The organism is Streptomyces sp. NBC_01255, assembly GCF_036226445.1.
In the GTDB taxonomy this organism is placed as follows: Bacteria; Actinomycetota; Actinomycetes; order Streptomycetales; family Streptomycetaceae; genus Streptomyces.
The window spans coordinates 4770541-4796751 of sequence record NZ_CP108474.1 but is presented as its reverse complement, the minus strand read 5'-3'; the positions used below and the strand labels follow the sequence as shown (position 1 = coordinate 4796751).

General features: G+C 71.1%; 28 protein-coding genes. 11 read left to right on the top strand and 17 right to left on the bottom strand.

The window, feature by feature from the left end; translation table 11 throughout:
• Positions 1-17: 17 nt before the first annotated feature.
• The 5 genes from folP (at position 18) to OG357_RS21570 (ending at position 2978) form a co-directional block, all read left to right on the top strand.
• Positions 18-881, top strand: coding sequence for a dihydropteroate synthase (gene folP / locus OG357_RS21590; RefSeq protein ID WP_329622706.1), 864 nt, complete (start codon positions 18-20; stop codon positions 879-881).
• On the top strand, positions 878-1357 hold the full coding sequence (locus tag OG357_RS21585) for a nuclear transport factor 2 family protein (protein ID WP_329622705.1): 480 nt from the start codon (positions 878-880) through the stop codon (positions 1355-1357). Before folP ends, OG357_RS21585 begins: the two co-directional genes overlap by 4 nt.
• Positions 1358-1478: 121 nt before the next feature.
• Positions 1479-1838, top strand: a complete 360-nt coding sequence (gene folB, locus OG357_RS21580) for a dihydroneopterin aldolase (protein WP_017240053.1) — start codon at positions 1479-1481, stop codon at positions 1836-1838.
• Complete coding sequence (folK, locus tag OG357_RS21575) at positions 1835-2434, top strand: 2-amino-4-hydroxy-6-hydroxymethyldihydropteridine diphosphokinase (RefSeq protein ID WP_329622704.1); 600 nt, start codon at positions 1835-1837, stop codon at positions 2432-2434. Before folB ends, folK begins: the two co-directional genes overlap by 4 nt.
• Before the next feature lie 61 nt (positions 2435-2495).
• Positions 2496-2978: a DUF3180 domain-containing protein gene (locus OG357_RS21570; RefSeq protein ID WP_329622703.1), complete on the top strand. Its 483-nt coding sequence runs from the start codon at positions 2496-2498 to the stop codon at positions 2976-2978.
• A 9-nt stretch (positions 2979-2987) separates the two neighbouring features.
• Here OG357_RS21570 and OG357_RS21565 read toward each other — a convergent pair whose 3' ends face one another.
• The 7 genes from OG357_RS21565 to dacB form a co-directional block, all read right to left on the bottom strand.
• The gene (locus tag OG357_RS21565) at positions 2988-3518 is read right to left on the bottom strand and encodes an SMI1/KNR4 family protein (protein WP_329622702.1); all 531 of its coding nucleotides are present in this window, start codon (positions 3516-3518) and stop codon (positions 2988-2990) included.
• Positions 3519-3626: 108 nt separating this feature from the next.
• Positions 3627-4235 carry a GTP cyclohydrolase I FolE gene (folE, locus tag OG357_RS21560; protein ID WP_329622701.1) on the bottom strand — a complete coding sequence of 203 codons (609 nt, stop codon included), beginning with the start codon at positions 4233-4235 and terminating at the stop codon, positions 3627-3629.
• Between the two features lie 100 nt (positions 4236-4335).
• A complete protein-coding gene (gene ftsH / locus OG357_RS21555) occupies positions 4336-6354 on the bottom strand; it encodes an ATP-dependent zinc metalloprotease FtsH (RefSeq protein WP_329622700.1) in 2019 nt (672 codons plus the stop codon).
• Positions 6355-6547: 193 nt separating this feature from the next.
• Positions 6548-7087 (bottom strand): hypoxanthine phosphoribosyltransferase, encoded by a 540-nt coding sequence (gene hpt / locus OG357_RS21550; RefSeq protein WP_030219931.1) that lies wholly within the window; start codon positions 7085-7087, stop codon positions 6548-6550.
• 41 nt (positions 7088-7128) lie between these two features.
• On the bottom strand, positions 7129-8148 hold the full coding sequence (gene tilS / locus OG357_RS21545; protein WP_329622699.1) for a tRNA lysidine(34) synthetase TilS: 1020 nt from the start codon (positions 8146-8148) through the stop codon (positions 7129-7131).
• Positions 8149-8355: 207 nt separating this feature from the next.
• A complete protein-coding gene (locus OG357_RS21540) occupies positions 8356-9495 on the bottom strand; it encodes a zinc-dependent metalloprotease (protein ID WP_317596571.1) in 1140 nt (379 codons plus the stop codon).
• Positions 9496-9567: 72 nt separating this feature from the next.
• Positions 9568-11061, bottom strand: a complete 1494-nt coding sequence (dacB, locus tag OG357_RS21535) for a D-alanyl-D-alanine carboxypeptidase/D-alanyl-D-alanine endopeptidase (RefSeq protein ID WP_329622698.1) — start codon at positions 11059-11061, stop codon at positions 9568-9570.
• A 103-nt stretch (positions 11062-11164) separates the two neighbouring features.
• Between dacB and OG357_RS21530 the strand changes: the two genes are divergently transcribed.
• Both OG357_RS21530 and OG357_RS21525 read left to right on the top strand, forming a co-directional pair.
• Positions 11165-11656, top strand: coding sequence for an inorganic diphosphatase (locus OG357_RS21530; RefSeq protein WP_056652730.1), 492 nt, complete (start codon positions 11165-11167; stop codon positions 11654-11656).
• A gap of 195 nt (positions 11657-11851) precedes the next feature.
• Entirely contained in the window at positions 11852-13522 is a 1671-nt protein-coding gene (locus OG357_RS21525; protein ID WP_329622697.1) for a threonine/serine exporter family protein, read from the top strand.
• A gap of 32 nt (positions 13523-13554) precedes the next feature.
• On the opposite strand, the gene OG357_RS21520 is transcribed toward OG357_RS21525, so the two are convergent.
• Complete coding sequence (locus OG357_RS21520; RefSeq protein ID WP_329622696.1) at positions 13555-14295, bottom strand: DedA family protein; 741 nt, start codon at positions 14293-14295, stop codon at positions 13555-13557.
• 151 nt (positions 14296-14446) lie between these two features.
• On the opposite strand from OG357_RS21520, the gene OG357_RS21515 reads away from it, so the two are divergent.
• The 3 genes from OG357_RS21515 (at position 14447) to OG357_RS21505 (ending at position 17752) form a co-directional block, all read left to right on the top strand.
• Positions 14447-14815, top strand: coding sequence for a YbjQ family protein (locus OG357_RS21515; RefSeq protein WP_329622695.1), 369 nt, complete (start codon positions 14447-14449; stop codon positions 14813-14815).
• A gap of 186 nt (positions 14816-15001) precedes the next feature.
• Positions 15002-16291, top strand: a complete 1290-nt coding sequence (locus OG357_RS21510) for an ion channel protein (RefSeq protein ID WP_329622694.1) — start codon at positions 15002-15004, stop codon at positions 16289-16291.
• Between the two features lie 42 nt (positions 16292-16333).
• Positions 16334-17752 carry a glutamate decarboxylase gene (locus OG357_RS21505; RefSeq protein ID WP_329622693.1) on the top strand — a complete coding sequence of 473 codons (1419 nt, stop codon included), beginning with the start codon at positions 16334-16336 and terminating at the stop codon, positions 17750-17752.
• 15 nt (positions 17753-17767) lie between these two features.
• Here the strand turns inward: OG357_RS21505 and OG357_RS21500 are convergent, their stop codons facing one another.
• The 7 genes from OG357_RS21500 to OG357_RS21470 form a co-directional block, all read right to left on the bottom strand.
• Positions 17768-18826, bottom strand: a complete 1059-nt coding sequence (locus OG357_RS21500) for an exo-alpha-sialidase (RefSeq protein ID WP_329622692.1) — start codon at positions 18824-18826, stop codon at positions 17768-17770.
• A 253-nt stretch (positions 18827-19079) separates the two neighbouring features.
• Positions 19080-19844, bottom strand: coding sequence for an ABC transporter permease (locus OG357_RS21495; protein ID WP_329622691.1), 765 nt, complete (start codon positions 19842-19844; stop codon positions 19080-19082).
• Complete coding sequence (locus OG357_RS21490) at positions 19841-20836, bottom strand: ATP-binding cassette domain-containing protein (protein WP_329622690.1); 996 nt, start codon at positions 20834-20836, stop codon at positions 19841-19843. Before OG357_RS21490 ends, OG357_RS21495 begins: the two co-directional genes overlap by 4 nt.
• A 91-nt stretch (positions 20837-20927) precedes the next feature.
• The gene (locus OG357_RS21485) at positions 20928-21578 is read right to left on the bottom strand and encodes a PadR family transcriptional regulator (protein WP_329622689.1); all 651 of its coding nucleotides are present in this window, start codon (positions 21576-21578) and stop codon (positions 20928-20930) included.
• Positions 21579-21624: 46 nt separating this feature from the next.
• Positions 21625-22167, bottom strand: a complete 543-nt coding sequence (locus OG357_RS21480; RefSeq protein ID WP_329622688.1) for a DinB family protein — start codon at positions 22165-22167, stop codon at positions 21625-21627.
• 81 nt (positions 22168-22248) lie between these two features.
• Positions 22249-23706, bottom strand: coding sequence for an aldehyde dehydrogenase family protein (locus OG357_RS21475; RefSeq protein WP_329622687.1), 1458 nt, complete (start codon positions 23704-23706; stop codon positions 22249-22251).
• A gap of 62 nt (positions 23707-23768) precedes the next feature.
• Entirely contained in the window at positions 23769-24641 is an 873-nt protein-coding gene (locus OG357_RS21470; RefSeq protein ID WP_329625651.1) for a helix-turn-helix domain-containing protein, read from the bottom strand.
• Positions 24642-25002: 361 nt separating this feature from the next.
• Between OG357_RS21470 and OG357_RS21465 the strand changes: the two genes are divergently transcribed.
• The gene (locus OG357_RS21465) at positions 25003-25503 is read left to right on the top strand and encodes an ATP-binding protein (protein WP_329622686.1); all 501 of its coding nucleotides are present in this window, start codon (positions 25003-25005) and stop codon (positions 25501-25503) included.
• 82 nt (positions 25504-25585) lie between these two features.
• Here the strand turns inward: OG357_RS21465 and OG357_RS21460 are convergent, their stop codons facing one another.
• On the bottom strand, positions 25586-25798 hold the full coding sequence (locus OG357_RS21460) for a DUF397 domain-containing protein (RefSeq protein ID WP_030219358.1): 213 nt from the start codon (positions 25796-25798) through the stop codon (positions 25586-25588).
• 147 nt (positions 25799-25945) lie between these two features.
• The gene (rpsR, locus tag OG357_RS21455) at positions 25946-26209 is read right to left on the bottom strand and encodes a 30S ribosomal protein S18 (RefSeq protein ID WP_329622685.1); all 264 of its coding nucleotides are present in this window, start codon (positions 26207-26209) and stop codon (positions 25946-25948) included.
• Between the last annotated feature and the right edge of the window lie 2 nt (positions 26210-26211).

Below are 26211 nucleotides of genomic sequence, written 5' to 3'. Positions count from 1 at the left end.
GGCCCTAGGCTGGACACATGAGTACGACGATCGACCGGGGCACAGCCCAGGGCCTGCCGGAGTGGGACCGCTGCGCGGTCATGGGCGTGGTCAACGTGACCCCCGACTCCTTCTCCGACGGCGGCCGCTGGTTCGACACCACGGCCGCCGTCAAACACGGCCTCGACCTCGTCGCCCAGGGCGCCGACCTCGTCGACGTCGGCGGCGAGTCCACCCGCCCCGGCGCCAGCCGCGTCGACGAGGAGGAAGAGCTCCGCCGCGTCGTCCCCGTCGTCCGCGGCCTCGCCGCCGAAGGCGTCACCGTCTCCGTCGACACCATGCGCGCCGCCGTCGCCGCCCGCGCCGTCGAAGCCGGAGCCGTCCTCGTCAACGACGTCAGCGGCGGACTCGCCGACCCCGGCATGGTCCCCGCCGTCGCCGCCGCCGAAGTCCCCTTCGTCGTCATGCACTGGCGCGGCTTCAGCCAGGAAATGAACAGCCTCGCCGTGTACGACGACGTCGTCGCCGAGGTCGTCGCCGAACTCCGCACCCGCCTGGAGGCCGTCGTCGACGGCGGCATCGCCCCCGAGCGCATCGTCGTCGACCCCGGCCTCGGCTTCGCCAAGCTCGCCCCCCACGACCTGGCCCTCGTCGCCCACCTCCCCGAGCTCCGCGCCCTCGGCCGGCCCCTCCTCGTCGCCGCCTCCCGCAAGCGCTTCCTCGGCCACGTCCTCACCCGCGACGGCGCCGCCACCCCACCCCCCGCCCGCGAGCGCGACGCCGCCACCGCCGCCGTCTCCGCCATCGCCGCCCACGAAGGCGCCTGGGCCGTCCGCGTCCACGAGGTCAGGGCCACCGCCGACGCCGTACGCGTCGCCCGGGCCGTCGAGGGAGCCGCGTGAGCCGCACCACGGACCGAGCGGCCGTCGAAGCCGCCAACACCGCCTTCTACGAGGCGATGGAGACCGGCGACTTCGAAGCCGTCTCCGCCCTCTGGCTCGACGACGGCGCCACCCCCATCACCTGCGTCCACCCCGGCTGGCCCGTCCTCACCGGCCGCGGCGAAGTGCTCCGCTCGTACGCCCTGATCATGGCCAACACCGAGTACATCCAGTTCTTCCTCACCGACCTCAGGATCTCCCTGGCCGGCGGAACCGCCGTCGTCACCTGCACCGAGAACATCCTCAGCGGCGGACCCGCCGAGGACGGCGCCGAACTCGGCCCCCTCGTCGGTCAGCTCGTCGTCGCCACCAACGTGTTCCGCGACACACCGGACGGCTGGCGGATCTGGTCCCACCACGCCTCCCCCGTCCTCACGGACACCGACGAGACGGGCACCGAGGGCCCCGGCATCGACGGCACGGAACCCGCCACCTGACCCACCCATGGCCCCCCGAGGGCAAGCGCTGTCGGTCCCCGCAGGTAGATTCGAAGTGGACACCCGGCCGTCCGCACCCGGCTGCGTGGCCACCCGAACTACGACAGCAGGAGTGATTCGCGTGGATCGTGTCGCGCTGCGCGGCCTCAAGGCCCGAGGCCACCACGGCGTCTTCCCCAAGGAGCGCGAGGAGGGCCAGACCTTCATCGTGGACCTGGTCCTCGGCCTGGACACCCGCCCCGCGGCGGCCGACGACGACCTGGCGAAGACCGTGCACTACGGCATCGTCGCCGAGGAAGTCGTCGACGTCGTCCAGGGCGAGCCCGTCGACCTCATCGAGACCCTGGCCGAGCGCATCGCCCAGCAGTGCCTCAGCCACGCCGGGGTACAGGAAGTGGAAGTCGTCGTCCACAAGCCGGACGCACCCATCACCGTGCCCTTCGACGACGTGACCATCACGATCACCCGGAGCCGACGATGAAGCCGACGCAGAGCGACCCCACCGTCCAGCCCGTACCCGCCTCCGTCGTCGCCACCGTGGACGCGGCGGACACGACACTGTCCAACCCCCGCTGGGCCGTCCTCGCCCTCGGCGCCAACCTCGGCAACCGCCTGGAGACCCTCCAGGGGGCCGTCGACGCCCTCGCGGACACCCCCGGCCTCCGGGTCAAGGCCGTCTCCCCCGTGTACGAGACGGAGCCCTGGGGCGTCGAGCCCGGCAGCCAGCCCTCGTACCTCAACGCCGTCACGCTCGTGAAGACGACCCTGCCGCCCTCCTCGCTCCTGGAGCGGGCCCACGCCGTCGAGGAGGCCTTCCACCGCGTCCGCGAGGAGCGCTGGGGCGCCCGCACCATCGACGTCGACATCATCGCGTACGCGGACGTCGTCTCCGACGACCCCGTCCTCACCCTGCCGCACCCCCGCGCCCACGAGCGCGCCTTCGTCCTCGCCCCCTGGCACGACGTGGACCCCGAAGCCCAGCTCCCCGGCCGCGGCCCGGTCGCCGCGCTCCTCGCCGCGATCGGCAGCGCGGGCGTCACTCCCCGTGTCGACCTGGAACTCCGTCTGCCCGAGTAGTCGTTACGCTTCGTGGCAGACCGCCCACGACCACGACCGACGATCACGTGAAGGACACCCGGTGAAACAACTGCGGCTGAAGGTGCTCACCGGACTGTTCCTCGTGGCGGGCATCCTCTCCTGGGGCGGCGCCCGTCTGTGGGACTCCGTCGGCAACCTCCCCAGCGTGCCGATCGCCGCACCGATCGTCCTCGCCGTGATCGCGGTCGTCCTCACCGCGACCGCCCTCTCGATCCGCACCCGCCTCAAGGCCCAGCGCGAGCGCCGCCCCGGCGCCAAGGGCGTCGAGCCCCTGATGGCGGCCCGCGCGGTGGTCTTCGGCCAGGCGAGCGCCCTGGTGGCCGCCCTCGTCGCCGGCATGTACGGCGGCACGGGCGTCTACCTCCTCGGCTCCCTGGACGTCCCGGCCCGCCGCGACCAGGCCCTCTACGCGGCCCTCGCGGTGGCCGCGGGCATCGGCGTCATCGCCGCGGCCCTCTTCCTGGAACGCGTCTGCAAACTCCCGGAGGACGACGGCGAAGGCCCGGGCAAGGCCCGGGCCTGAGGGTCCGACTCAGCGACAGAGCTCGTCGAGGTCCTCGGAGAAGGTCGCGAACTCCGCCTGGGCCTCGGCGACGATCTCCCGGGCCGCCCGCCGCGGGGTGGTCGCGTGCCGCTCGGCAAGCTCGGCCAGAGCCGAGTCCGGGCGCGCCGCCCGCTCCGCGTACAGAGCGGCCTCCATCGGCCCGAAGCCGTCGGCCAGCACCCACAGGAAGTCGGACAGATTCCCGGCGACCACACCGCGCTCGCCCTCCGACCCCATGAACACCACGGGCTGCTCGTCGAGGGGCCGCCCCGGCCTCACACACCAGATCGCGGCGAGACCACCGGTCCCGTCCTGCCCGAAGACGCGATAGGCGCCCCCGTCGAGCGCGTGGTTTCCCGTCCAGTGCCGAAGCCAGTCCGTGGTCTCCTCGGCGGAGTCGAAGACGTCGTACGGCTCGAAGTCGACCCCCTCGCCCTCATCGCCGTAGAAGAACTCGACTCGGGCGACATCCGCCAGGGCGGGGGGAAAGCAGCGGTCGTCGCAGATCGTCTCCATCATCCGCGCAGGCTAGCCGCCCACACCGACAGCCCGTACCCCATACCGATCCCCCTCGATCAGCCATCAACGTCACTGATCCGGACGGTATGGGGCACTCTCGGCAGACCGCTACGAGCGGGCCAGTATCAGGGACATGGCCTCAGCGCGTGTAGTAGCGTCACGAAGTTGACCGCGAACCGCCGAGGTCGTCGTCTTGGCGCCCGGCTTGCGCACGCCCCGCAGGGTCATGCACATGTGCTCGGCCTCGATGACGACGATCGCACCGCGCGCCTCAAGGATCTTCATGAGCGAGTCGGCGATCTGCGTCGTCAGACGCTCCTGCACCTGCGGACGGCGAGAGAAGACGTCGACAAGGCGCGCCAGCTTGGACAGGCCGGTGATCTTGCCCGATTCAGCCGGAATGTAGCCAATGTGAGCTACACCATGGAATGGGAGCAAATGATGCTCACAGGTCGCCATCAGCTCGATGTCCTTCACCAGGACCATCTCGTCGTGTCCGAGGTCGAACGTCGTCGTGAGAACCTCCTCGGGCGTCTGCCACAGCCCCGCGAACAGCTCCCTGTACGCCCGCGCCACGCGCGCCGGCGTCTCCTTGAGGCCCTCGCGGTCCGGGTCCTCGCCGACCGCGATGAGGAGCTCTCGTACGGCGTTCTCGGCGCGCTTCTCGTCGAACTCGCCGATCCTGCCCTCGCCGTCCAGCGTCACCGGGTCGGTCATCTCTGTGCCTCGTTCCGTCTGACTGGTGTGCGCGAAAAGCCGCGCCCCCACAGGCTAAAACCTGTGGGGGCGCGGCATCCATTCCGGGTTGCCGGGACCGTCAGTCCTCGGGGGTGTCCACCGGGGCGATCTCGATGCCCTTCGTGGTGTCGACCGCCGGGGTCGCCGTGCCGTTCGCGCTGTTCGTCAGTGCGAGCTCCTTGGGGGAGAGCACCGGCGGACGCGTGGAGGGCGTGCGGCGGGAGGAGCCGGTCCAGGCCGGGCGGGCCGGGCGCTTGACGATGGGGGCGAAGATCTCGGCGATCTCCTCCTTGCCCAGCGTCTCCTTCTCGAGGAGCGCGAGGACCAGGTTGTCGAGAAGGTCACGGTTCTCGACGAGGATCTCCCAGGCCTCGTTGTGCGCGGTCTCGATGAGCTTCTTGACCTCTTCGTCGACCAGCGCCGCGACCTCTTCCGAGTAGTCCCGCGGGTGCGACATCTCGCGCCCCAGGAACGGCTCGGTGTTGTCGCCGCCGAACTTGATCGCGCCGAGACGCTCGGTCATGCCGTACTGCGTGACCATGGCTCGCGCCGTGGCCGTGGCCTTCTCGATGTCGTTCGCCGCGCCCGTGGTCGGGTCGTGGAAGACGAGCTCCTCGGCCGCGCGCCCGCCCAGCATGTAGGCCAGCTGGTCGAGCATCTCGTTGCGCGTGGTCGAGTACTTGTCCTCTTCCGGGAGCACCATCGTGTAGCCCAGGGCGCGGCCGCGGGACAGGATGGTGATCTTGTGGACGGGGTCGGAGTTCGGCGAGGCCGCCGCGACCAGGGCGTGACCGCCCTCGTGGTACGCGGTGATCTTCTTCTCCTTGTCCGACATGATCCGGGTCCGCTTCTGCGGGCCCGCGACCACGCGGTCGATCGCCTCGTCCAGTGCCGCGTTGTCGATCAGCTTCTGGTCGCCACGGGCGGTGAGGAGCGCCGCCTCGTTGAGGACGTTGGAGAGGTCCGCACCGGTGAAGCCGGGGGTGCGTCGGGCGACGGCGCCGAGGTCGACGTCCGGCGCGACCGGCTTGCCCTTCTGGTGGACCTTGAGGATCTCCAGACGGCCCAGCATGTCCGGTCGGTCGACGGCGATCTGCCGGTCGAAGCGGCCGGGGCGCAGGAGGGCGGGGTCGAGGATGTCGGGACGGTTCGTGGCGGCGATCAGGATGACGCCGCCCTTGACGTCGAAGCCGTCCATCTCGACGAGCAGCTGGTTGAGGGTCTGCTCGCGCTCGTCGTGACCGCCGCCGAGGCCGGCGCCGCGGTGGCGTCCGACGGCGTCGATCTCGTCGACGAAGACGATGGCGGGCGCGTTGGCCTTGGCCTGCTCGAAGAGGTCGCGGACGCGGGAGGCGCCGACGCCGACGAACATCTCGACGAAGTCGGAGCCGGAGATCGAGTAGAACGGCACCCCGGCCTCGCCGGCGACGGCGCGCGCGAGGAGCGTCTTGCCGGTTCCGGGCGGGCCGTAGAGCAGGACGCCCTTCGGGATCTTGGCGCCGACGGCCTGGAACTTCGCGGGTTCCTGGAGGAATTCCTTGATCTCGTGGAGTTCCTCGACGGCCTCGTCCGAGCCGGCGACGTCGGCGAAGGTGGTCTTGGGCGTGTCCTTGGTGATGAGCTTGGCCTTGGACTTGCCGAACTGCATGACGCGGGAGCCGCCGCCCTGCATCTGGTTCATCAGGAAGAGGAAGACGACCACGATGAGGACGAAGGGGAGGAGGGAGAGCAGGATCGAGACGAAGGGCGACTGCTTCGTCGGGGAGACGGTGTAGCCCTTCTCGATCTGCCCGGCCTCGAACTTCTCCTGCAGCTTGTCGGCGACGTCGACGCCCTGGGAGCCGATGTAGCTGGCCTGGACCTTGCTGCTGTTGTCGATCTTCTGACCGTCGACGAGTTCGATCTTGATGATCTGATCGTCACCGGTGGTGACCTTTGCCTGCTTGACCTGGTTCTTGTCGATCGCCTGGACGACCTTGCCGGTGTCCACCGTCTTGTAGCCCTCGGACGAGCCGACGACCTGCATCAGCACGACCACGGCGAGGACGGCCAGCACGATCCACATGACCGGCCCACGGAAGTATCGCTTCACGTCCATCCATACGGAGCGAGAACGCCCCGTCCCTCCTGCCCGTAGGAAAATGCTGCTGTGAGAGCTGCATGAGTGCTGCTATGTGAAAAAGCTGTTCTTCGGACGGTACCTCAGCATCGTCGCCCGCGACCGCCTTCCCGTGGTTCAACGGAGGGAAGGCGGTGCGGGTTCCCCGTACAGCCGGGTGATCGGCTGGTGATCAGCCGCCGTAGACGTGCGGGGCGAGCGTGCCGACGAACGGAAGGTTCCGGTACTTCTCCGCGTAGTCGAGGCCGTAGCCGACGACGAACTCGTTGGGAATGTCGAAGCCGATCCACTTGACGTCGATCGCGACCTTGGCCGCCTCGGGCTTCCGCAGGAGGGTGCAGACCTCCAGGGAGGCGGGCTCGCGGGAGCCGAGGTTCGACAGCAGCCAGGACAGGGTCAGGCCGGAGTCGATGATGTCCTCGACGATCAGGACGTGCTTGCCCTTGATGTCGGTGTCGAGGTCCTTGAGGATCCTGACGACGCCGGAGGACTGGGTGCCGGCGCCGTAGGAGGAGACGGCCATCCAGTCCATGGTGACGGGGGTGGACAGGGCGCGAGCCAGGTCCGCCATCACCATCACCGCGCCCTTGAGGACGCCGACGATGAGCAGGTCCTTGCCCGCGTATTCCGCGTCGATCTTCGCGGCCAGCTCTGCCAGCTTGGCGTCGATCTCTTCCTTGGTGATGAGCACCGACTGGAGGTCGGTGCCCATGTCCTTCTCGTTCACCCGGGTCACTTTCGTTGCAGCGTGCGTCAGCCTTGCCGGATGACCAGTCTGCCACCCTGGCGGCGGGCTTCGACGCGTCCGGGCAGGTTGATGGCCCCTTGGCCGCGCCAGCCGGTGATGAGCCGGTCGACTTCCTCGATGTGGCGGGCGAAGAGGGAGCCGGCGGGGGCGCCCTCGGCGATGACGGCGCGGCGCAGGACGCGGCGGCGTACGGCGGAGGGCAGGCCGAAGAGCTTGGCGCACTCCAGGGTGCCCGCCTCGTCGCGTACGGAGGTCTCGGCGTCGGCGGCCCAGGTGTCGAGGGCGTCGGCGTCGTCCCGGGAGAGCTGGGCCGTACGGGCGAGGGCTTCGACGACGCCCTTGCCGAGGGCCTTCTCCAGGGCGGGGAGGCCCTCGTGGCGGATTCGGGAGCGGGTGTACGCGGGGTCGCTGTTGTGGGGGTCGTCCCAGACGGCGAGTTCCTGCGCGATGCAGGCCTTGCGGATCGTGTGGCGGTCGAGCTGGAGGAAGGGGCGGCGGTAGCGGCCGGCGGCGCCGGAGACGGCGGCCATGCCGGAGAGGGAGCGGATGCCGGAGCCGCGGGCGAGGCCGAGGAGGACGGTTTCCGCCTGGTCGTCGCGGGTGTGGCCGAGGAGGATCGCGGCGGCTCCGTGGCGCTCGGCGGCGGCGTCGAGGGCGGTGTAGCGCGCGTCGCGCGCGGCGGCCTCGGGTCCGCCTTCGCGGCCGACGGTGACGGTGACGGCCTCGACGGGGGTGAGGCCGAGGGCGGTCATGCGTCCGGCGACCTCGGTGGCCCGGGTGTCGGAGCCGTCCTGGAGGCCGTGGTCGACGGTGATGCCGCCGCCGCGTACGGGAAGTTTGCGGGTCTCGAAGGCGAGTGCGGAGGCGAGCGCCATCGAGTCGGCGCCGCCGGAGCAGGCGACGAGCACGAGGGGTTCGCGTCCGTCGTGCGCGGTGGTGAGGTCGGTCTGGTGCTCGGTGAGAACGTCGTGGAGTACGCGGCGGACCGCCAGGCGTATCGCCGCGACCGCAGGATGGGGACCCATGTCCGGTGCCCTTCGTGATGGGGTGGGGTGCCTCGGTCGGAGTCTTAACGGTCGGAAAGGGGGTTTCGGTCACTCAGAGTGCGTCGATGGTGACAGAAACCCGGCCGTTACCCGAGCATTGCACGCCTCACCCCATGGTCAGGGTCCCTCGGATGGGTGATTGGCGGGTTGTTCTCCCGTGTCCCTACGCCGTCCGGCGCACCTGTCTCACGAGTCTGCCTTACGGTGCACCCTCGCGATCCAGTCGGCGGGGGCGGCGATCTCGGACTTGGTGGGGAGCGTGTTGGGGGAGGTCCACACGCGGTTGAAGCCGTCCATGCCGACCTGGTCGACGACGGCGCGGACGAAGCGCTCGCCGTCGCGGTACTGGCGGAGTTTGGCGTCGAGGCCGAGGAGCTTGCGCAGGGCGAGGTCGAGGCGGGAGGCGCCGCGGGCGCGGCGCTGCTGGAACTTCTCGCGGATCTCGGCGACGGAGGGGACGACTTCGGGGCCGACGCCGTCCATGACGTAGTCGGCGTGGCCTTCGAGGAGGGACATGACGGCGGTGAGGCGGCCGAGGATCTCGCGCTGCTCGGGGGTCTGGACGATTTCGACGAGGGAGGGGGCGGGTTCGCCCTGCTCGCCCTCGGGGCGGCCGCCGACGAGGGCCTGGGCGGCTTCGCGGAGGCGTTCGACGACGGTGCCGGGGTCGACCTCGGTGGCGGCGAGGAAGGACTGGATCTCGCCCTGGAGGTGGTCGCGGAGCCAGGGGACGGCGGTGAACTGGGTGCGGTGGGTCTCCTCGTGGAGGCAGACCCAGAGCCGGAAGTCGTGGGGCGAGACGTCGAGTTCGCGTTCGACGTGGACGATGTTGGGGGCGACGAGGAGGAGGCGTCCGCCGCCGTTTGCGCCTGCGGGGAGGTCGCGGGTGGCAGGGGCGAAGGTCTCGTACTGGCCGAGGATGCGGGAGGCGAGGAAGGACAGGAGCATGCCGAGTTCGACGCCGGTGACCTTGCCGCCGACGGCGCCGAGGACGGCGTTCCCGGGGGTGGTCGAGCGGCGTTCCTGCATCTTGCCGAGGAGTGGGGTGAGGAGTTCGCGGAAGCCGGCGACGTTGGCCTTGATCCAGCCGGCGCGGTCGACGACGAGGACGGGGGTGTCGTGGACGTCGGCGCCCTCGGGGAGCATCCGGGTGTAGGCGCGGACGTGTTGCTCGGAGACTTTGGCGTGCTTGCGGAGTTCGGCGACGACCTCGCGGGCCTCGTCGCGGCTGACTTCGGGTCCGGGCCGCACGAGGCGGGTCGCGGTCGCGACCGCGAGGTTCCAGTCGACCATCCCGGATGTGCCTGCGCCACCGATGCTCGTCATGCGTCAACCGTACGGTCTCGGCGCCCGATCGGTGCGGGTTCGGTTCGGGTTTCGGTGCGGGTCGGGTGGTGGTCAGTTCTGGCCGGCGAGGGCTGCGGAGAGCCGGTCGAGGGCGGGCTGGGCCTCGTACGGGGAGAGGGTGCTGCCGGCGAGGAACGCGAAGGCGAGGAGTCGTCCGTCGGCGGTGACGACGGTGCCGGCGAGGGTGTTGACGCCCGTGAGGGTGCCGGTCTTGGCGCGGACGAGTCCGGCGCCTGCGGTGGCGGGGGCGATGTCGAAGCGGCCGGCGAGGGTGCCGGTGAAGCCGCCGATGGGCAGGCCGGTGAGGACCGGGCGGAGGGCGGGGTGCGCGGGGTCGGCCGCGCGGGTGAGGAGGGCGGTGAGCAGGGCGGCGGAGACGCGGTCGCGGCGGTCGAGTCCGCTGCCGTCGGCGAAGCGGGCGCCGGCGAGGGGGAGGCCGAGCTCGGCGAGTTCGTCCCGTACGGCCTTCCCGGCGCCCTCGAAGCTCGCGGGCTGCTTGTGGGCGATCGCGGTCTGCCGGGCGAGGGCCTCGGCGAGGTCGTTGTCGCTGTGGGTGAGGGTGCGTTCGGCGAGGTCGGCGAGGGGGGCGGAGTGGGTGACGGCGAGGGGGGCGGTGACCTTCGGGGCGGCGGGGGTGGTCTTCGGGGTGGGCGTGGTCTTCGGGGTGGGCGTCGTCTTCGGGGCGCGGTCGGTGTCCGGTGCGGGTGTGGGTGCTCCGGTGACCTTGACGCCGGCGTCGGTGAGGAGGGCGGCGAAGGCGGTGGCGGTGTCGCCGGCCGGGTCGGCGGTGCGGGGCGCGGGGCCGCTGCTGCTCTTGTCGAGGCGTCCCTCGCGGGTCATGAGGGCCGTGACGGGGGCGAGGTTCTCGTTGGGGCCGATGGGGTGGAGCTCGGGGCCCTGGTAGAGGCTCGTGTCGTAGGTGAGCCGTACGGGGGCGGTGTGGCCGCGGGCCGTGAGGGCGCGGGCGGTGTCGGCGGCGAGGCGCTTCAGGCGGGCCGGGTCGAGGGTGGGGTCGCCGCCGCCCGTGAGGGTGACGGTGCGGCCGTCGGCGGAGGCGGTGACGGTGGTGGGGATGCGGTGGTCGGGGCCGAGGGCGGAGAGCGCGGCGGCGACGGTGGCGATCTTGACGGTGGAGGCGGGGGTCATGGGGGTGCCGGCGCCTTCGCCGTACAGCTGGGTGCCGGTGGCGGTGTCGACGACGGAGGCCGTGCGGAGGGGGCCGAGGCCGGGGTCGGCGAGGAGCGGTACGAGGGTGGCGGCGAGGTCCGCGGGGCGCCCGGCGGCGGCCGGGGCGTGGAGTGCGGGGAGGACGCCGGGGGCGCTGGGCGCGGGCGCGGGGCGGTGGGGTGCGGGGCGGTGGGGTGCGGCGGGGGCCGGGGGCGGGGCGTGACGTGCGCCACCCGTCGAGGGGGCGGCGGCGCGGGCCCGCTCGGCCGTACGCTGACCCGAGTCCCATGGGCCTGCCGCGGTCACCGCCACGGCGGCCAGTGCCAGACCGAGGGCGGCGGAGCCCGCCGTGAGCTGCCACTTCCTCGGCTCCGGCATGAGATGACCAGCCCCTTTCGCGATCACGGTCGTCCGTGAGGGACACTTAATCACCGCGCGTCGTCGCGAGCATTCACTTGTGTTGATTCAGGAGGAGCCACCCGTGGAGTTCGACGTTCTCATCGAGATCCCCAAGGGATCGCGGAACAAGTACGAGGTCGACCACGAGACGGGTCGCATCCGCCTGGACCGTCGTCTCTTCACGTCGACGGCCTACCCGACCGACTACGGCTACGTCGAGAACACCCTCGGCGAGGACGGCGACCCGCTGGACGCGCTCGTCATCCTCGACGAGCCCACCTTCCCGGGCTGCCTGATCAAGTGCCGCGCCATCGGCATGTTCCGCATGACGGACGAGGCGGGCGGCGACGACAAGCTGCTGTGCGTCCCGGCCACCGACCCGCGGATGGAGCACCTGCGGGACATCCACCACGTGTCGGAGTTCGACCGTCTGGAGATCCAGCACTTCTTCGAGGTCTACAAGGACCTGGAGCCGGGCAAGTCGGTCGAGGGTGCGGACTGGGTCGGTCGCGCCGAGGCCGAGGAAGAGATCGAGAAGTCCTACGCGCGTGCCAAGGAGCAGGGCGGCCACTGAGCCCACGGCTCGGCGGGACTGATCTTCTGATCGTGTGACGGGCGGTGCACCTCTTCGGGGGTGCGCCGCCTTTCGTGCATCCGTCGCACCCTTCGTACATCCGCCGCACTCTTTCGTACATCCGTCGCACACCGATCGCATCTGTCGCACACTCATACTGGAAGCCACGGTTCCCGAGGCAGTGAGGCGGACAGAGTGGTGGCGGAGCCGGACGGCTCGAAGGGTGCCCCGGACGATGCTCCGGAGGACCGGAAGCCGCAGTCGGACGAGGCGCGGAGCGCGTTCGTCCCACCGGCCGGGGTGGAGCAGCCCGCGCCGCCGGAGGAGGAGCATCCGACCTCCGAGTTCGCGCTGCCGCCGGGTCTTACGGCGGAGCCGCCGGCCGAGCAGGAGGGTTCGGCGTTCGCGACGCCGGCCACGTACACGGCGAAGGACTCGCCGCCCGCGTTCACCCCGGCGTACGGGGTGCCCCTGGTGCGGCTGCCGCACAACGCTCCGTGGCAGGACCAGATGCGGACCATGCTCCGGCTGCCGGTGGGTGAGCGGCCGGTGCCGGAGGCGCCGCGCAAGGAGGACGAGGCGGGGCCTTCGGTGCCGCGTGTCCTCGACCTGACCCTGCGCATCGGCGAGCTGCTGCTCGCGGGCGGGGAGGGCGCGGAGGACGTCGAGGCGGCGATGTTCGTGATCTGCCGCTCGTACGGTCTGGACCGGGTCGAGCCGACGGTGACCTTCACCCTGCTGTCCGTCACGTACCAGCCGTCGCTCGTGGACGACCCGGTCACGGCGAACCGGACGGTACGGCGGCGGGGCACGGACTACACGCGGCTCGCGGCGGTGTACACGCTGCTCGCCGACATCAACGCGCAGGCGCACGAGGTGACGCCCGAGGAGGCGTACCGGAGGCTCGCGGAGATACGGCGGAACCGGCATCCGTATCCGGGGTGGGTCCTCACGGCGGCGGCGGGGGTGCTGGCGGGTGCGGCCTCGGTGCTGCTCGGCGGCGGCCTGACGGTCTTCTTCGTGGCGGCGCTGGGCGCGGTGCTCGGCGACCGGCTGGCGTGGCTGTGCGCGGGGCGCGGGCTGCCGGAGTTCTACCAGTTCCTGGTGGCGGCGATGCCGCCGGCGGCGATGGGCGTGCTCCTGACGATGCTCCACGCGGAGCTGCGGCCTTCGGCGGTGATCACCGGTGGTCTGTTCGCGCTGATTCCGGGGCGGGCGCTGGTGGCGGCCGTGCAGGACGGTCTGACCGGTTTCTACATCACGGCGTCGGCGCGGCTGCTGGAGGTCGCGTACTTCTTCGTCGCGATCGTGGTGGGCGTGCTGTCCGTGCTGTACGTCGCGGTGCAGTTCGACGCGCAGCTGAACCCGGAGGGCGCGCTGCGGGCGGTGGAGCGGCCGGTGACGCAGATCCTGGCGTCGATGGTGCTGTGCGCGACCTTCGCGATCCTGTTGCAGCAGTCGCGGGCGACGGTGCTCTTCGCGACGCTGAACGGCGGGGTGGCGTGGGTGATCTACGCGTCGATCGCGGTGACGGCGGAGGGTTCGACGGTGATGGCGACGGCCGTGGCGGCGGGCCTGGTGGGGCTCTTCGGGCAGCTGATCGCGCGGTATCACCACACGTCGTCGCTGCCGTACGTGACGGCGGCGATCGGCCCGCTGCTGCCTGGTTCGGCGACGTACTTCGGGGTGCTCGCGATCGCCCAGAACAATCTGGACCAGGGCTTCGCCTCGTTGGCGAAGGCGGCGGCCCTGGCCCTGGCGATCGCGATCGGCGTGAACCTGGGAGGCGAGCTGGCGCGCCTCTTCATGCAGGCCCCCGGTGCGGCGTCGGCCCGTCGGGCCGCGAAGCGCACCAGGGGCTTCTAGCGTCTTCTCCGGGCTCGTTCTCCGGGCTCGTCCTAGCGCTTGGCGTGGCGGCCGCGGGGGGAGGCCGGGGGGTTGGGGGTGCCGGGGGCGTCGTGCCCGCCGTGGCCCCCGTGGCCGGTCTGGTCGCCGTGGTCGCCGTCGGCCTTGGCCTTCTTGGACTGGGAGCGGGCCCGGAGGTACTCGATCACGATCGGGACCACGGAGAGGAGGACGATCCCGACGAGGATCGCCTCGATGTGCTGGTGCACGAATTCGACCTTGCCGAGGGAGGCGCCGAGCAGGGTCACGCCCGCGCCCCACAGCACACCGCCGATGATGTTGAACGTGATGAACTGGCGGTAGTTCATCTTGCTGACGCCGGCGATGATCGGCGTGAAGGTCCGCACGATGGGGACGAAGCGGGCCAGGATCAGCGACTTCGGGCCGTGCTTCTCGAAGAACTCGTGCGCCTTCTCGACGTTCTCCTGCTTGAAGAGCTTGGAGTTGGGGCGTGTGAAGAGCGCCGGGCCGACCTTCCGGCCGAAGAGGTAGCCGACCTGGTCGCCGATGACCGCCGCGGCCACGATCAGCGTGCACATCAGCCACAGCGGCATGTCCAGCTTGCCGGTCGTGATCAGCAGGCCGGTGGTGAAAAGCAGCGAGTCGCCGGGCAGGAAGAACCCGATCAGGAGGCCGGACTCGGCGAAGACGATGGCCAGGACACCGATCGGACCAAAGGTGTCGATCAGAAAGTCGGGGTCCAGCCAGCTCGGTCCGAGGGCAAGCGTGTTCACGGGTTCCGGGCTCCTGCGGTCAGTGGGGGCATGGGGGACGGCTCGCCCCAAGCTATCAACGTGGACGGGACCCGACCGGTTCCACCCGGATCCCACGGGATGCGGAGCGGGCTCCCGGCCCGGAGGGTGGGAGGCCAGGAGGTGTATGCCGATGGGCATCGAGGAGTACGGAGGCGGCCAGGGTCCGCACCCTGACGTGCTGGTCGTGACGACGAACGACGTGCCGGGCTATGAGGTCCGGCAGGTCATCGGTGAGGTCTTCGGGCTCACCGTGCGCTCGCGCCACCTGGGCAGCCAGATCGGCGCGGGGCTGAAGTCGATGATCGGCGGCGAGCTGAAGGGTCTGACGAAGACGCTGGTCCAGACCCGCAACCAGGCGATGGAACGGCTGGTGGAACAGGCCCAGGCGCGCGGTGCGAACGCCGTGCTGATGTTCCGCTTCGACGTGACGGAGGCGGCGGACGTGGGCACGGAGGTCTGCGCCTACGGCACGGCCGTCGTGATCGCGCCCCGCGCCTGAGCCGACGGACCCGGTGGCCGGCCCGGCCGCGGACCCGACCCGCGGATCCCCGCCCGCGGGCTCGGGCGCCGCGCCGTCGTGGCGGCTGCGGCCTGACGTGACGCGGCGTGAGATGCAGGGCCGTACGGGCCCGTTCCGGCCACACCTCGGGATGTTATGCGGCTTTTGCGCACTTATGGTGGGGCGGTGGCCACTGATCATGTTCCGCCCGCGCCGTCACCCTCCCCCGCGGAGTCCCCCCACCCGGTCCAGCTACGGCAGATCCCGCCCGCGCTCGCGATCGGCGTCGCGGCGAGCCTGGTGCTCCTGGGGGTCAGCGCCCTCGCGGAGGAGTTCCAGGGAGTGCTCTGGAACGACCTGCCGGACGCCCTCGGCATCGGCGGCTACTCCTCCCTCTGGATCATCATCATGCTCACCGCGACCGGTATCGCCGTGGGCCTCGTCGTGTGGAAGGTGCCGGGACACGCCGGCCCCGACCCGGCCTCCGGAGGTCTCGGCGGGGCGCCACTCGCCCCCGGTGTGGTGCCGGGCCTGCTGGTCGCGGCCACCTTCGCCCTGGCCGGCGGGGTCAGCCTCGGCCCCGAGTATCCGATCATCACGGCCAACATCGCCCTCACCTACTGGGTCGGCCGCAAGGCCCAGCCCACGGTGCCCGCCGCCGCCTGGGTCGCCCTCGCCTCGGCCGCCACCATCGGCGCCCTCTTCGGTACGCCGGTGGCCGCCGCCCTCGTCATCTCCGAGGCCCTGGTGGGGCAGCCGGGCCGCGGCTCCCTCTGGGACCGGCTCTTCCTGCCGCTCGTCGCCGCCGGCGCCGGATCGATGACCACGGAGCTGCTCGCCGAGCCGACCTTCGACATGGGGCTGCCGCCGCTGACCGACCCCGGCTGGGGCGACCTCCTCGCAGCCCTGGTCATCGCCTCCGCCGCGGCCGTCTTCGGCCTCGCCTCCTGCTACCTCTTCCCCTACCTCCACGCCGCCTTCAAGCGCCTGCGCCACCCGATGCTGATGCTGCCCCTCGGCGGGCTCGTCCTCGGCCTCCTGGGCGCCCTCGGCGGGCAGCTGACCCTCTTCAAGGGGCTGGAGCAGGTCAAGGAGCTCACCTCCTCGATCGGCAGCTGGTCCTCCGGCGAACTGGCCAAGCTGGCCGTGGTCAAACTCCTCGCCCTCCTCGTCGCCGCCTCCTGCGGCTTCCGGGGCGGCCGCATCTTCCCCGCCGTCTTCATCGGGGCCGCCTTCGGACTGCTCGCCCAGGCGCTCGTCCCCGAGGTCCACCCCGCCGTCGCCGTCTCCTCCGCCGTCCTCGGCGTCCTGCTCGCCACCACCCGGCTGGGCTGGATCAGCCTCTTCACCGGGGCCGTCCTCGCCCCCTCCCCCGCGATGCTCGCCGTGCTCTGCCTGGCCACCCTCCCGGCCTGGCTGATCGTCACCGGACGCCCCCAGCTCGAACTCGACGACGAGGGCAAATCCCTGCACTGACCCCCCACCCCCACCGCCCAACCCGGACAGAAGGAATCCCCCATGCCGCTGCACCAGGGTCCCGACGCCTCCGCGCCCCAACACGAGCGCCGGCTCGCGCTCAACCCCTTCTTCGGGGAAGCCGATCCCATCGGCGGCATGACCGAGGCCCCACCGCGCCACCAGCTCCCGGACGGGCCGCTGCCCCCGATGAGCGCCTACCAGCTCGTCCACGACGAGCTGATGCTCGACGGCAACTCCCGGCTCAACCTCGCCACCTTCGTCACCACCTGGATGGAGCCCCAGGCCGCCGTCCTGATGGGCGAGTGCCGCGACAAGAACATGATCGACAAGGACGAGTACCCGCGCACCGCCGAACTGGAGCGCCGCTGCGTCGCCATGCTCGCCCACCTGTGGAACGCCCCGGACCCGACCACGGCCGTCGGCTGCTCCACCACCGGCTCCAGCGAGGCCTGCATGCTCGCCGGCATGGCGCTCAAGCGCCGCTGGGCCAAGCGGAACGCCGACCGTTACGCAGGCGGCGCCCGCCCCAATCTGGTGATGGGCGTCAACGTCCAGGTCTGCTGGGACAAGTTCTGCAACTTCTGGGAGGTCGAGCCCCGGCTCGTCCCCATGGAGGGCGACCGCTTCCACCTCGACGCCGAGTCCGCCGCCGCGCTCTGCGACGAGAACACCATCGGCGTCGTCGCCGTCCTCGGCTCCACCTTCGACGGCTCCTACGAACCGGTCGCCGAGATCTGCGCCGCCCTGGACGCCCTCCAGGAACGCACCGGCCTCGACATCCCCGTCCACGTCGACGGAGCCTCCGGCGCCATGATCGCCCCCTTCCTCGACGAGGACCTGGTGTGGGACTTCCGCCTCCCCCGCGTCTCCTCGATCAACACCTCCGGCCACAAGTTCGGCCTGGTCTACCCGGGCGTCGGCTGGGCACTGTGGCGCTCGCCCGCCGAACTCCCCGAGGACCTCGTCTTCCGGGTCAACTACCTGGGCGGCGACATGCCCACCTTCGCCCTCAACTTCTCCCGGCCGGGCGCCCAGGTCGTCGCGCAGTACTACACCTTCCTGAGGCTCGGCCGGGAAGGCTACCGGGTGGTGCAGCAGACCTCCCGTGACGTCGCCCGGGGCATCTCCGAACGCATCGAGGCCATGGGCGACTTCCAGCTCCTCACCCGCGGAAACCAACTACCCGTCTTCGCCTTCACCACCGCACCCGACGTCACCTCCTTCGACGTCTTCGACGTCTCCCGGCGGCTGCGCGAACGGGGCTGGCTGGTCCCCGCCTACACCTTCCCCGTCAACCGCGAGGACCTGTCCGTCCTGCGCGTGGTCTGCCGCAACGGCTTCTCGGCCGACCTCGCCGAACTGTTCGTCGAGGACCTGAGCCGACTGCTGCCCGAACTGCGGCGCCAGTCCCAGCCGTTCACCCACGACAAGGGCGCGGCGACCTCCTTCCACCACTGAGCCCGACGGGGAGCCTCAGGGCTCCCCGTCCTCGCAGGCCAGCAGGAACTCCGACCACCGCACCCCGTCCGCGGTCAGCGCGTACTGACAGGGGGCCTGCTCCCGCAGCAGTCCCAGCGGGGTGCGGCGGGTGAAGTACGAGCCGTCACCGAGCCGGACGAAGGTGCGCCCGCCGTCCACGCTCCCGTGCCCCGACAGCTCCCCGCCGATCTCCACCCGGCCGCCGGGCCCCGGGACCGGCAGCCCCAGCAGCGTCCGGGGCTCCCGCTCCCGCCCCGTCGTCCACATCCGCTGCCACGTCCGGCCCCCGTCCACGGAGCGGTGCAGCGCCCGCATCGGGTTCTTGACGGGCTCGCCGCCCGTCAGCTCCCCCATCTCCGCCGCGTACACCGCGTCCTGACCGACCGCCACCGCCGTGTACCACCCGGGGCCCACAGCGGGACTGGGCAGCCGGCTCACCGTCCAGCTCCGGCCCGCGTCCCGGGAGACGGCGACCGCCGCCCGCCCGGACAGCGGGTCCGCCCCCGAGACCCACCAGGACCCGTCGGGCTCCGGCTGCTCCGCCGGCCGCGGCTGCGCCCCGAGGAGCGGCACCCGGGCCAGCGCCCTGCGCCGCCCGTCCTGCGGCGAGACCACGACGAGACGCTTCCTGTCGCAGTCGTCGGGCAGGGCCCCGGCGGGCGCCGCGCAGTCGGCGGTGAGCACCGCCCCCGCCGGTATGTCCGGGGTCGTGCCGACCGTACGCCGGTCGCCCGCCCGCCAGTTCCGGCCGCCGTCCCGGGTGAACCAGGTCCGGGCGTCCGGCCCGGAACCGCCGTCCTCGACGAGCGCCCTGCCCGGCCCGAGGGCCAGCAGATGCGCCGAGACGCCCTCCGGCATCGCTGTGTCGGGCAGCGGCGACCGCCGCAGCACCCACTCCTTCGCCCCCGCGTCCCGCACGGCCACGTGCTGCCGGCAGGACCCGGTCCCCGCCGCCGGGTCGCCCTCGCACTCGGCGAGCAGCGCGAACCCGCTGCCGTCCCGCGCGAAGCCCAGACTGTGCGCCCACCCGGGCAGCCCCGGCGAGGACGGCATCCGGGGCGGCGCCCCGAACACCCCCCTCGGGTGCGGGGAAGCCGATGCCGAGCCCCCTGGCGCCCCCAGAGGACGATCGCTCCCGCCCGTCCCCGTACACCCCGTCAGTACCACCAACACCAGCGCCACGACGGCGCCGGCCGCTCCCACGAGCCTGCGCATCGCACGATCCCCCTTGCCCCTCGGGCGGTTCGCGGTGAACCACTGCTTTCAATACACCGCTCACCGCCTTCGGGTTCCCACCTCCGCGCCGCTACTTTCCGAGCCGCCCGAACCTCCGCACCGCCAGCGGGAAGAAGACCGCGAGGAGCACCAGCGGCCACACCACCGCCGCCATGACGTGCCCCGGTTCGCCGCCCGGATTGCCGAAGAGTTCGCGTACCGCCGTCGCGGTCGCCGACATCGGGTTCCACTCCACGACCGTGCCGAGCCACCCCGGCATCGAGTCCGGTGAGGCGAAGGCGTTGGAGAGGAACCCGACGGGCCAGACCAGGATCTGCACCGCCTGCACCAGCTCCGCGCGCCCCGCGACCAGGGCGAGGAAGATCCCGATCCAGAGCATCGCGAAGCGCAGCAGGAGCAGCAGCCCCAGCGCCCCCAGGAAGCTCCCGACCCCACCGGTGGCCTGCCAGCCGATCGCGTATCCCACGCCCACCATCACGAGGAGCCCGACGGTCGACTGGAGCATGTCGGCGGCCGCCCGCCCGACCAGGACGGCCCCGTCGGTCATCGGCATCGCCCGGAACCGGTCGATCACGCCCTTGTTCAGGTCCTGCGTCACCGCCGTCATGGTGCCTTCGAGCCCGAAGACCATCGTCAGGGCGAGCATGCCCGGCACGAGGTAGTCGACGTAGTCGCCGTCGACGGCCCGCCCGCCGCCGACGAGGTAGCCGAACATCAGCAGCATCATCACCGGGAACACGAGCCCGACCAGGACCTGCACGGGCTGACGCGCCCAGTGGGCGAGCTCCCGGCGGGTCATCGTCCAGCAGTCGCTCACCACGTACGCGGCGCTCATGCCGCCACCTCCTTCTCGCGCTTCTCCCGATCGCCCCGATCTGCCGTCTCCCGCTCGGCGTCCTGGCCCGTCAGCCGCAGGAAGGCCTCGTCCAGCGTCGGCCGCCGCAGCGCGATGTCCTCCGCCTCGATCCCCGCCGCCCCGAGGGCCCGGACGGTCTCGGTGAGCGAGGCCATGCGGTCCGCCACCGGCGCGCTGAGAAGCCGCCGGTCGGCGTCCACGCTCACCTCCGCCCGCGCGGCCGGCAGCAGCGCGGCCGCCTCGTCGAGCCGTGCCGCGTCCCGGACGACCACGTCGATGCGGTCGGCGCCGACCCGCGCCTTGAGCTCGTCGGCCGTGCCGTCGGCGACGACCCGCCCCTGGTCCACCACCGAGATCCGGTCGGCGAGCCGATCGGCCTCCTCCAGGTACTGCGTCGTGAGCAGGACCGTCGTGCCCCCGCCGACCAGGGAGCGCACCGACTCCCACACCTCGCCGCGGCCGCGCGGGTCGAGCCCGGTCGTCGGCTCGTCGAGGAAGAGCACCTCGGGTTCGGTGATCAGCGAGGCCGCCAGGTCGAGCCTCCGCCGCATGCCGCCGCTGAACTGCTTGACCGGCTTGCGGCCGGTGTCCGTGAGGCCGAAGCGCTCCAGGAGCTCGTCGGCCCGCGCCCCGGCGCCCCGCGCGCCCAGGTGGTGGAGCCTGCCGAACATCTCCAGGTTCTGCCGGCCGCCCAGCTCCTCGTCGAGGGCGGCGTGCTGTCCGAGCAGCCCGATCCGCCGGCGCACCTCCCGGGCCTCGGTCCGTACGTCGTGGCCCGCGACCCGCACCAGGCCCTCGTCGTGGCGCAGCAGGGTGGCCAGGATCCGTACGGTCGTGGTCTTTCCCGCGCCGTTGGGGCCCAGCAGGCCGTGGACGGTGCCGCGGCCGACGGCCAGGTCGAGCCCGGCCAGGGCGTCCTTCTCCCCGTACCGCTTCCGTGCGCCCTCCACGAGGATCGCTTCCTTGTTCATTCCGATTCCTCCCGAAAACGCCTTAGTCAAATTTGACCAGCTGCCGCCGACGAAGGAAGTTATGCCCTCGCGGGCAGCTAGTCAACCTTGATTAGCCGACGGAGTCCTGGGCGGAGTCCTCCGGAGAGCCCGTCGCGAACGGGTTCTCCTCGCCCTCGGCGAGCACGCCCACGAAGGGATCGCCCTCACCCGCGAACACGTACGCCCCGCCTTCGATCCGCTCGATCAGACCGAGCGTCCACTCCTTGCCCGCGTCGGCCGAGTGCACCCAGAGGTGCATGATCTCGCCGATGTGCCCGAGCTGCCCCGGACCGCCCTCCGGCGTGTAGTACTCGGTGACCGCGGCCCGCCACTCGTCGAGCGCCCGCACCCGCCGCCGCAGCAGCTCCGCCGCCTCCTCCCTGGGGAGGTCCACGATGAAGCCGATGCCGGCCGACAGGACGTCCATCTTCTGGTCGTACGTGGTCAGGGCCTCGCGGAGCAGCGCGAAGTACTCCTCCGCGCCCCGCTCCGTCAGCTCGTACTCGACGCGCGGCGGCCCGCCGACCGCGCTCGGCGCGATCTCGTGGGCGTGCAGCATTCCCTGCTTCGCCATCTGCTTGAGCGCGTGGTAGATCGAGCCGGGCTTGGCGTTGGACCATTCGTGCGCGCCCCAGAACTCGAGGTCGTTGCGCACCTGGTAGCCGTGGGCGCGGCCGTGCATCTTCACCGCGCCCAGGACGAGCAGCCGGATCGCCGACATCCCACGTACCTCCCTAGTCAATTTTGACCAGGGTACGCCGGGGGTGTCACCCCCGGCCCTGCTCCTGCGCGATCAGATCGAAGGAGCCCTTGCCGTCCAGGGACTCGCGGATGACGTCCGCGTGCCCGGCGTGCCGTCCCGCCTCCTGGACGAGGTGGAGCAGCATCCAGCGCACGGACACGCGGCCGTCCTTCGGGAACCACGGCGCCTCCGGCAGCGGGAAGGTGTCGTCCAGGCTCGGCACCGAGCGGGCGAAGTCCTCGGTCTGCTTGGCCACGCCCGCCCAGAACTCCACGATCTCCGGGATCGTCTCGTCCCCGACGAGCCGGAAGCCCTCGCCCCAGGTCTCCTGGGTGCGCTGCTTCTCGTTCGGCCGCTGCTGCGCGAGGCGGAGCCAGTTCAGCTCCACCTCGGCGACGTGCTTGAGCAGGCCGGACAGGCTCAGCTCGCTGACGCTGGGGCGGCTCGCCGCCTGCTCCTCGGTGAGGCCGAGGAGCGAGCGGCGGATCGCGGCGCGCTGGGCCTCGATGAAGTTGAGGAGCGCGCCGCGCTCGTCGCCGTGGGCCTCGGTGGGAACGAGAGCAACCATGATGTCCGCCTTCCGTACAGGAGCTTTCCGACACCCCTCAAACTACGGGCCCTTGCGGACAGCTTCTGTCCTAGACGGGAATCAGAAGGGGAAACGGCTCCGGCCGTGCTGGATGGAGATCCACTTCTGCGTGGTGAAGGCGTCCACCATCGCGTCGCCGTTGAGCCGCCCGATGCCCGAGTGCTTCTCGCCGCCGAAGGGCACGATCGGCTCGTCGTGCACGGTGCCGTCGTTGATGTGGATCATGCCGGTGTGGATGCGCTGGGCGACCCGTACGCCTCGCTCGACGTCCCCGGTGTGCACGGCGCCGCTCAGCCCGTACGGGGTGTCGTTGGCGATCCGTACGGCCTCCTCCTCGCCGTCGAAGGGGACGATGAGCGCCACCGGGCCGAAGATCTCCTGGCTCAGCACGGGCGAGTCGGCCGGGATGCCGGCCAGGACGGACGGGGAGACGACGTTCCCGTCGACCGAGCCGTGCAGCAGCGCCGTCGCGCCGGCCGCGACCGCCTGTTCGACGACCGAGGAGACGGCCTCCGCCTGCTGGGAGTTGATCAGCGGGCCGATGTGGGTGGCGGGGTCGGCCGGGTCGCCGACCCGCAGCGTCTTCACCTTCGCCACGAACTTCTCGGTGAACTCCGCCTCCAGGCGGCGGTCCACCAGGATGCGGTTGGCGGCCATGCAGACCTGGCCCTGGTGCACGAAGCGGCTGAAGACGGCCGCGTCCACCGCGTAGTCGACGTCGGCGTCGTCGAGGACGATCAGGGCGCTGTTGCCGCCGAGTTCGAGGACGGCGTGCTTGAAGTTCTGCGCGCAGACCGTGGCGACGTGGCGGCCGACCTTGTCGGAGCCGGTGAAGGAGATGACCTTCGGGACGGGGTGGGTGAGGAGCGCGTCGCCGATCTCGGCGATGTCGGTGACGACGACGTTCAGCAGGCCCGCCGGGAGGCCGGCCTCCTCCAGGACCTTGGCGACGAGCGTGCCGCCGCAGATCGGGGTGTTCTGGTGGGGCTTGAGGACGACGGCGTTGCCGAGGGCGAGCGCGGGCGCCACCGACTTGATCGAGAGGAGGAAGGGGAAGTTGAAGGGGGAGATGACGCCGACGACACCGACCGGGAGGCGGTAGACGCGGTTCTCCTTGCCGTCGACCGGCGAGGGCAGGATGCGGCCCTCGGGGCGCAGCGCCAGCTGGACCGCCTCGCGCAGGAACTCCTTGGCGAGGTGCAGCTCGAAGGCGGCCTTGAGGCGGGTGCCGCCGAGCTCGGCGACGATCGTCTCGGCGATCTCCGCCTCGCGGTCCTCGACGATCCGCAGCGCGCGCTCGAAGACGAGCCGGCGCGTGTACGGGTTGGTCGCGGCCCACTCGGCCTGCGCGCGCTCGGCCGCCCGGTAGGCGCGGTCGACCTCGTCGACGGTGGCGATGGTGATCGACGCGAGCTTCTCCCCGGTGTACGGATTGAAGTCGATGATGTCCCACGAGCCGCTGCCCGGCTTCCACTCGCCGTCGATGTACTGGTGGGCCAGGTCGGTGAAGTGCGACATGGTGGAGACCCCTCTACCCGCTACCCGCGATCAGACTGATGTGGCGTCATCGTACTGATGTGTCAGGAGAGTTGGAGGAGTCCCCGGAGAAGGTCCCGACTTTCGGCCGGATCCGGACTGTCCTTCTGGAGACGCTCCATCACGCGCTGGTACTGGGCGACCTCCTCGCGCTTGTCGACGTAGAGGGCGCTGGTGAGCTGCTCCAGGTAGACGATGTCGGAGAGGTCGGATTCGGGGAAGCTCAGCATCGTGAAGGCGCCGCTCTCGCCGGCGTGGCCGCCGAAGCTGAAGGGCATGACCTGGAGCGTGACCCCGGGGTGCTCGGAGATCTCGATGAGATGCCTCAACTGCCCCTGCATGACGGAGCGGTCGCCGTAGGGGCGGCGCAGCGCGGCCTCGTCGAGGACGGCGTGGAACTGCGGGGCCCGCTCGGAGACGAGGACCTTCTGGCGCTCCAGGCGCAGGGCGACGCGGCGGTCGATCTCGGCGCGCGGGGCCTCGGGCATGCCCCGGGTGACGACGGCGTGGGCGTACGCCTCGGTCTGCAACAGGCCGTGGATGAACTGGACTTCGTAGACACGGATGAGGGAGGCGGCGCCTTCGAGTCCGATGTAGGTGGGGAACCAGCCGGGCAGGACGTCGCCGAAGCTGTGCCACCAGCCGGTGACGTTGGCCTCGCGGGCGAGCCCGAGGAGCGCGCCGCGCTCGGTCTCGTCGCCGACTCCGTAGAGCGTGAGCAGATCCTCGATGTCCCTGGCCTTGAAGCTCACCCGTCCCAACTCCATACGGCTGATCTTGGATTCGGACGCGCGGATCGAGTATCCGGCGGCCTCGCGGGTGATTCCGCGCGACTCGCGCAACCTCCTCAGCTGGGAGCCGAGCAGGATGCGCCGGACCACGCTCCCGCTCGCTCCGCTCGATTCGCCTGCGGTCACTGCGGTCACGGCTCTCAGCCTCCCCTTTACGGTGTCGAGCCCCCGTCGAGCCCCGGATTCTGCCACCAAACGCTTCAGCGCGTACACATTCGATTACGGAAAGAGGGCGACTTCCGGGCACCTGCTCGACGGAACGGGGCGCATCGGGGGGCGCATCCAGGGTGGGGACACGCGGATTCGCCCGTCAACCCGCAGAAGATATGCACAGATTCACCACAGGGACGGACAGGTCCGGCGCGTGCACGTGCATCTGCCCTTGCATCCAGTGGTCGCATTCGGAACCATGGACCCCGCGCAGCCGCGTACTCGTTCGTGTTGTCGTGTTGTCGCACCACAGTCGCGATTCCCGGGAGTGCCTCGCATGGGGACGAATGGATCGACCGTGCTCGAGCCGTTACGGCAGGGCCTTCCGCCGATCGATCCCGGCGCCGTCTCCACCTCCGCTTCCTGCGCTCTGCCCGCCCGGTTCGAAGCCGTGCGCGGAGCCCGGAAGTTCACCAGCGCGACGCTCGACCGCTGGGACATGACCGACCGCTTCGACGATGTGGCCCTGGTCGTCTCCGAGCTCGTCACCAACGCGCTGCGGCACGCGGTACCCGCCGACGCGCCCCAGGAAGACGGCCAGAACCCGCCCGTGAGGCTGCACCTCATGCGCTGGGCCTCGCGCCTGGTGTGCGCCGTGCGCGACCCGAGCGGGGAGAGCCCGGAGGCACGCGGCGGCGAGGAGGACTTCGCCGCCGAGTCGGGGCGCGGACTCTTCCTGGTGGAGTCGTTCAGCGACAGCTGGGGCTGGCACCCGCTCGCCGGGACGCTCCAGGGCAAGGTCGTGTGGGCGCTGTTCCGGGTCGGCCCGGAGCAGTAGCGGTACACGGGCACATGCATGAATGAAGGGCCCCGGCGGTCGCCGCCGGGGCCCTTCATTCATGTCCGTCGTGACACCCGGTTCACACCAAGTGGTCGAACTCCCCGTCCTTGACGCCGAGCAGGAGCGCCTCTATCTCCGCCGGCGTGTAGACGAGCGCGGGCCCGTCGGGGTGGCGCGAATTGCGTACGGCAACGTTTCCCCCCGGAAGCTTCGCGAACTCCACGCAGGACCCCTGGGAGTTGCTGTGCCTGCTCTTCTGCCACACGACGCCTCGCAGCTCCGTGGCCGCCATGCCGTTGTACGCGCGATGCGCATGATGCACTGGTAGCTCCCCGAATTGCTTGGTGCAGGTGTCAACTTCCTCGGATCATAGCTGTGTTCATATGCCAATGCATGAGCAGATGCACGTGCACGAGGGGTGGCGTAGTGGCTACGCGACTCAGCGTGCTACCGAGGAGTACGGCAGAAGCGCCATCTCACGGGCGTTCTTCACGGCCCTCGCGATCTGCCGCTGCTGCTGCGCGCTCACCCGGGTCACCCTACGACTCCTGATCTTCCCCCGGTCGGAGACGAACGTCCGCAGCAGGGCCGTGTCCTTGTAGTCGACATAGAGGACGTCGTCACGGTCGAGTGGGTTGGGTCGCGCCTTCACGGACTTTCGCGGGGAGTCGCGCGGGGAGTTGCGCGGGGGCTTGGCGGGCATGG

Coding starts and splice junctions, on each gene's coding strand:
- OG357_RS21495 (WP_329622691.1), bottom strand. CDS start 19,844: ATGAGCGCCGCGTACGTGGTGAGCGACTGCTGGACGATGACCCGCCGG.
- OG357_RS21515 (WP_329622695.1), top strand. CDS start 14,447: ATGGGCATCGAGGAGTACGGAGGCGGCCAGGGTCCGCACCCTGACGTG.
- folK (WP_329622704.1), top strand. CDS start 1,835: ATGAAGCCGACGCAGAGCGACCCCACCGTCCAGCCCGTACCCGCCTCC.
- OG357_RS21465 (WP_329622686.1), top strand. CDS start 25,003: ATGGGGACGAATGGATCGACCGTGCTCGAGCCGTTACGGCAGGGCCTT.
- dacB (WP_329622698.1), bottom strand. CDS start 11,061: ATGCCGGAGCCGAGGAAGTGGCAGCTCACGGCGGGCTCCGCCGCCCTC.
- OG357_RS21460 (WP_030219358.1), bottom strand. CDS start 25,798: ATGGCGGCCACGGAGCTGCGAGGCGTCGTGTGGCAGAAGAGCAGGCAC.
- ftsH (WP_329622700.1), bottom strand. CDS start 6,354: ATGGACGTGAAGCGATACTTCCGTGGGCCGGTCATGTGGATCGTGCTG.
- OG357_RS21490 (WP_329622690.1), bottom strand. CDS start 20,836: ATGAACAAGGAAGCGATCCTCGTGGAGGGCGCACGGAAGCGGTACGGG.
- OG357_RS21505 (WP_329622693.1), top strand. CDS start 16,334: ATGCCGCTGCACCAGGGTCCCGACGCCTCCGCGCCCCAACACGAGCGC.
- hpt (WP_030219931.1), bottom strand. CDS start 7,087: ATGGGCACCGACCTCCAGTCGGTGCTCATCACCAAGGAAGAGATCGAC.
- OG357_RS21480 (WP_329622688.1), bottom strand. CDS start 22,167: ATGGTTGCTCTCGTTCCCACCGAGGCCCACGGCGACGAGCGCGGCGCG.
- folE (WP_329622701.1), bottom strand. CDS start 4,235: ATGACCGACCCGGTGACGCTGGACGGCGAGGGCAGGATCGGCGAGTTC.
- OG357_RS21540 (WP_317596571.1), bottom strand. CDS start 9,495: ATGACGAGCATCGGTGGCGCAGGCACATCCGGGATGGTCGACTGGAAC.
- OG357_RS21485 (WP_329622689.1), bottom strand. CDS start 21,578: ATGTCGGCGATCCGGCTGCTCGTCCTGGGCGCGGTGAAGATGCACGGC.
- folP (WP_329622706.1), top strand. CDS start 18: ATGAGTACGACGATCGACCGGGGCACAGCCCAGGGCCTGCCGGAGTGG.
- OG357_RS21500 (WP_329622692.1), bottom strand. CDS start 18,826: ATGCCGTCCTCGCCGGGGCTGCCCGGGTGGGCGCACAGTCTGGGCTTC.
- rpsR (WP_329622685.1), bottom strand. CDS start 26,209: ATGCCCGCCAAGCCCCCGCGCAACTCCCCGCGCGACTCCCCGCGAAAG.
- tilS (WP_329622699.1), bottom strand. CDS start 8,148: ATGGGTCCCCATCCTGCGGTCGCGGCGATACGCCTGGCGGTCCGCCGC.
- OG357_RS21565 (WP_329622702.1), bottom strand. CDS start 3,518: ATGATGGAGACGATCTGCGACGACCGCTGCTTTCCCCCCGCCCTGGCG.
- OG357_RS21475 (WP_329622687.1), bottom strand. CDS start 23,706: ATGTCGCACTTCACCGACCTGGCCCACCAGTACATCGACGGCGAGTGG.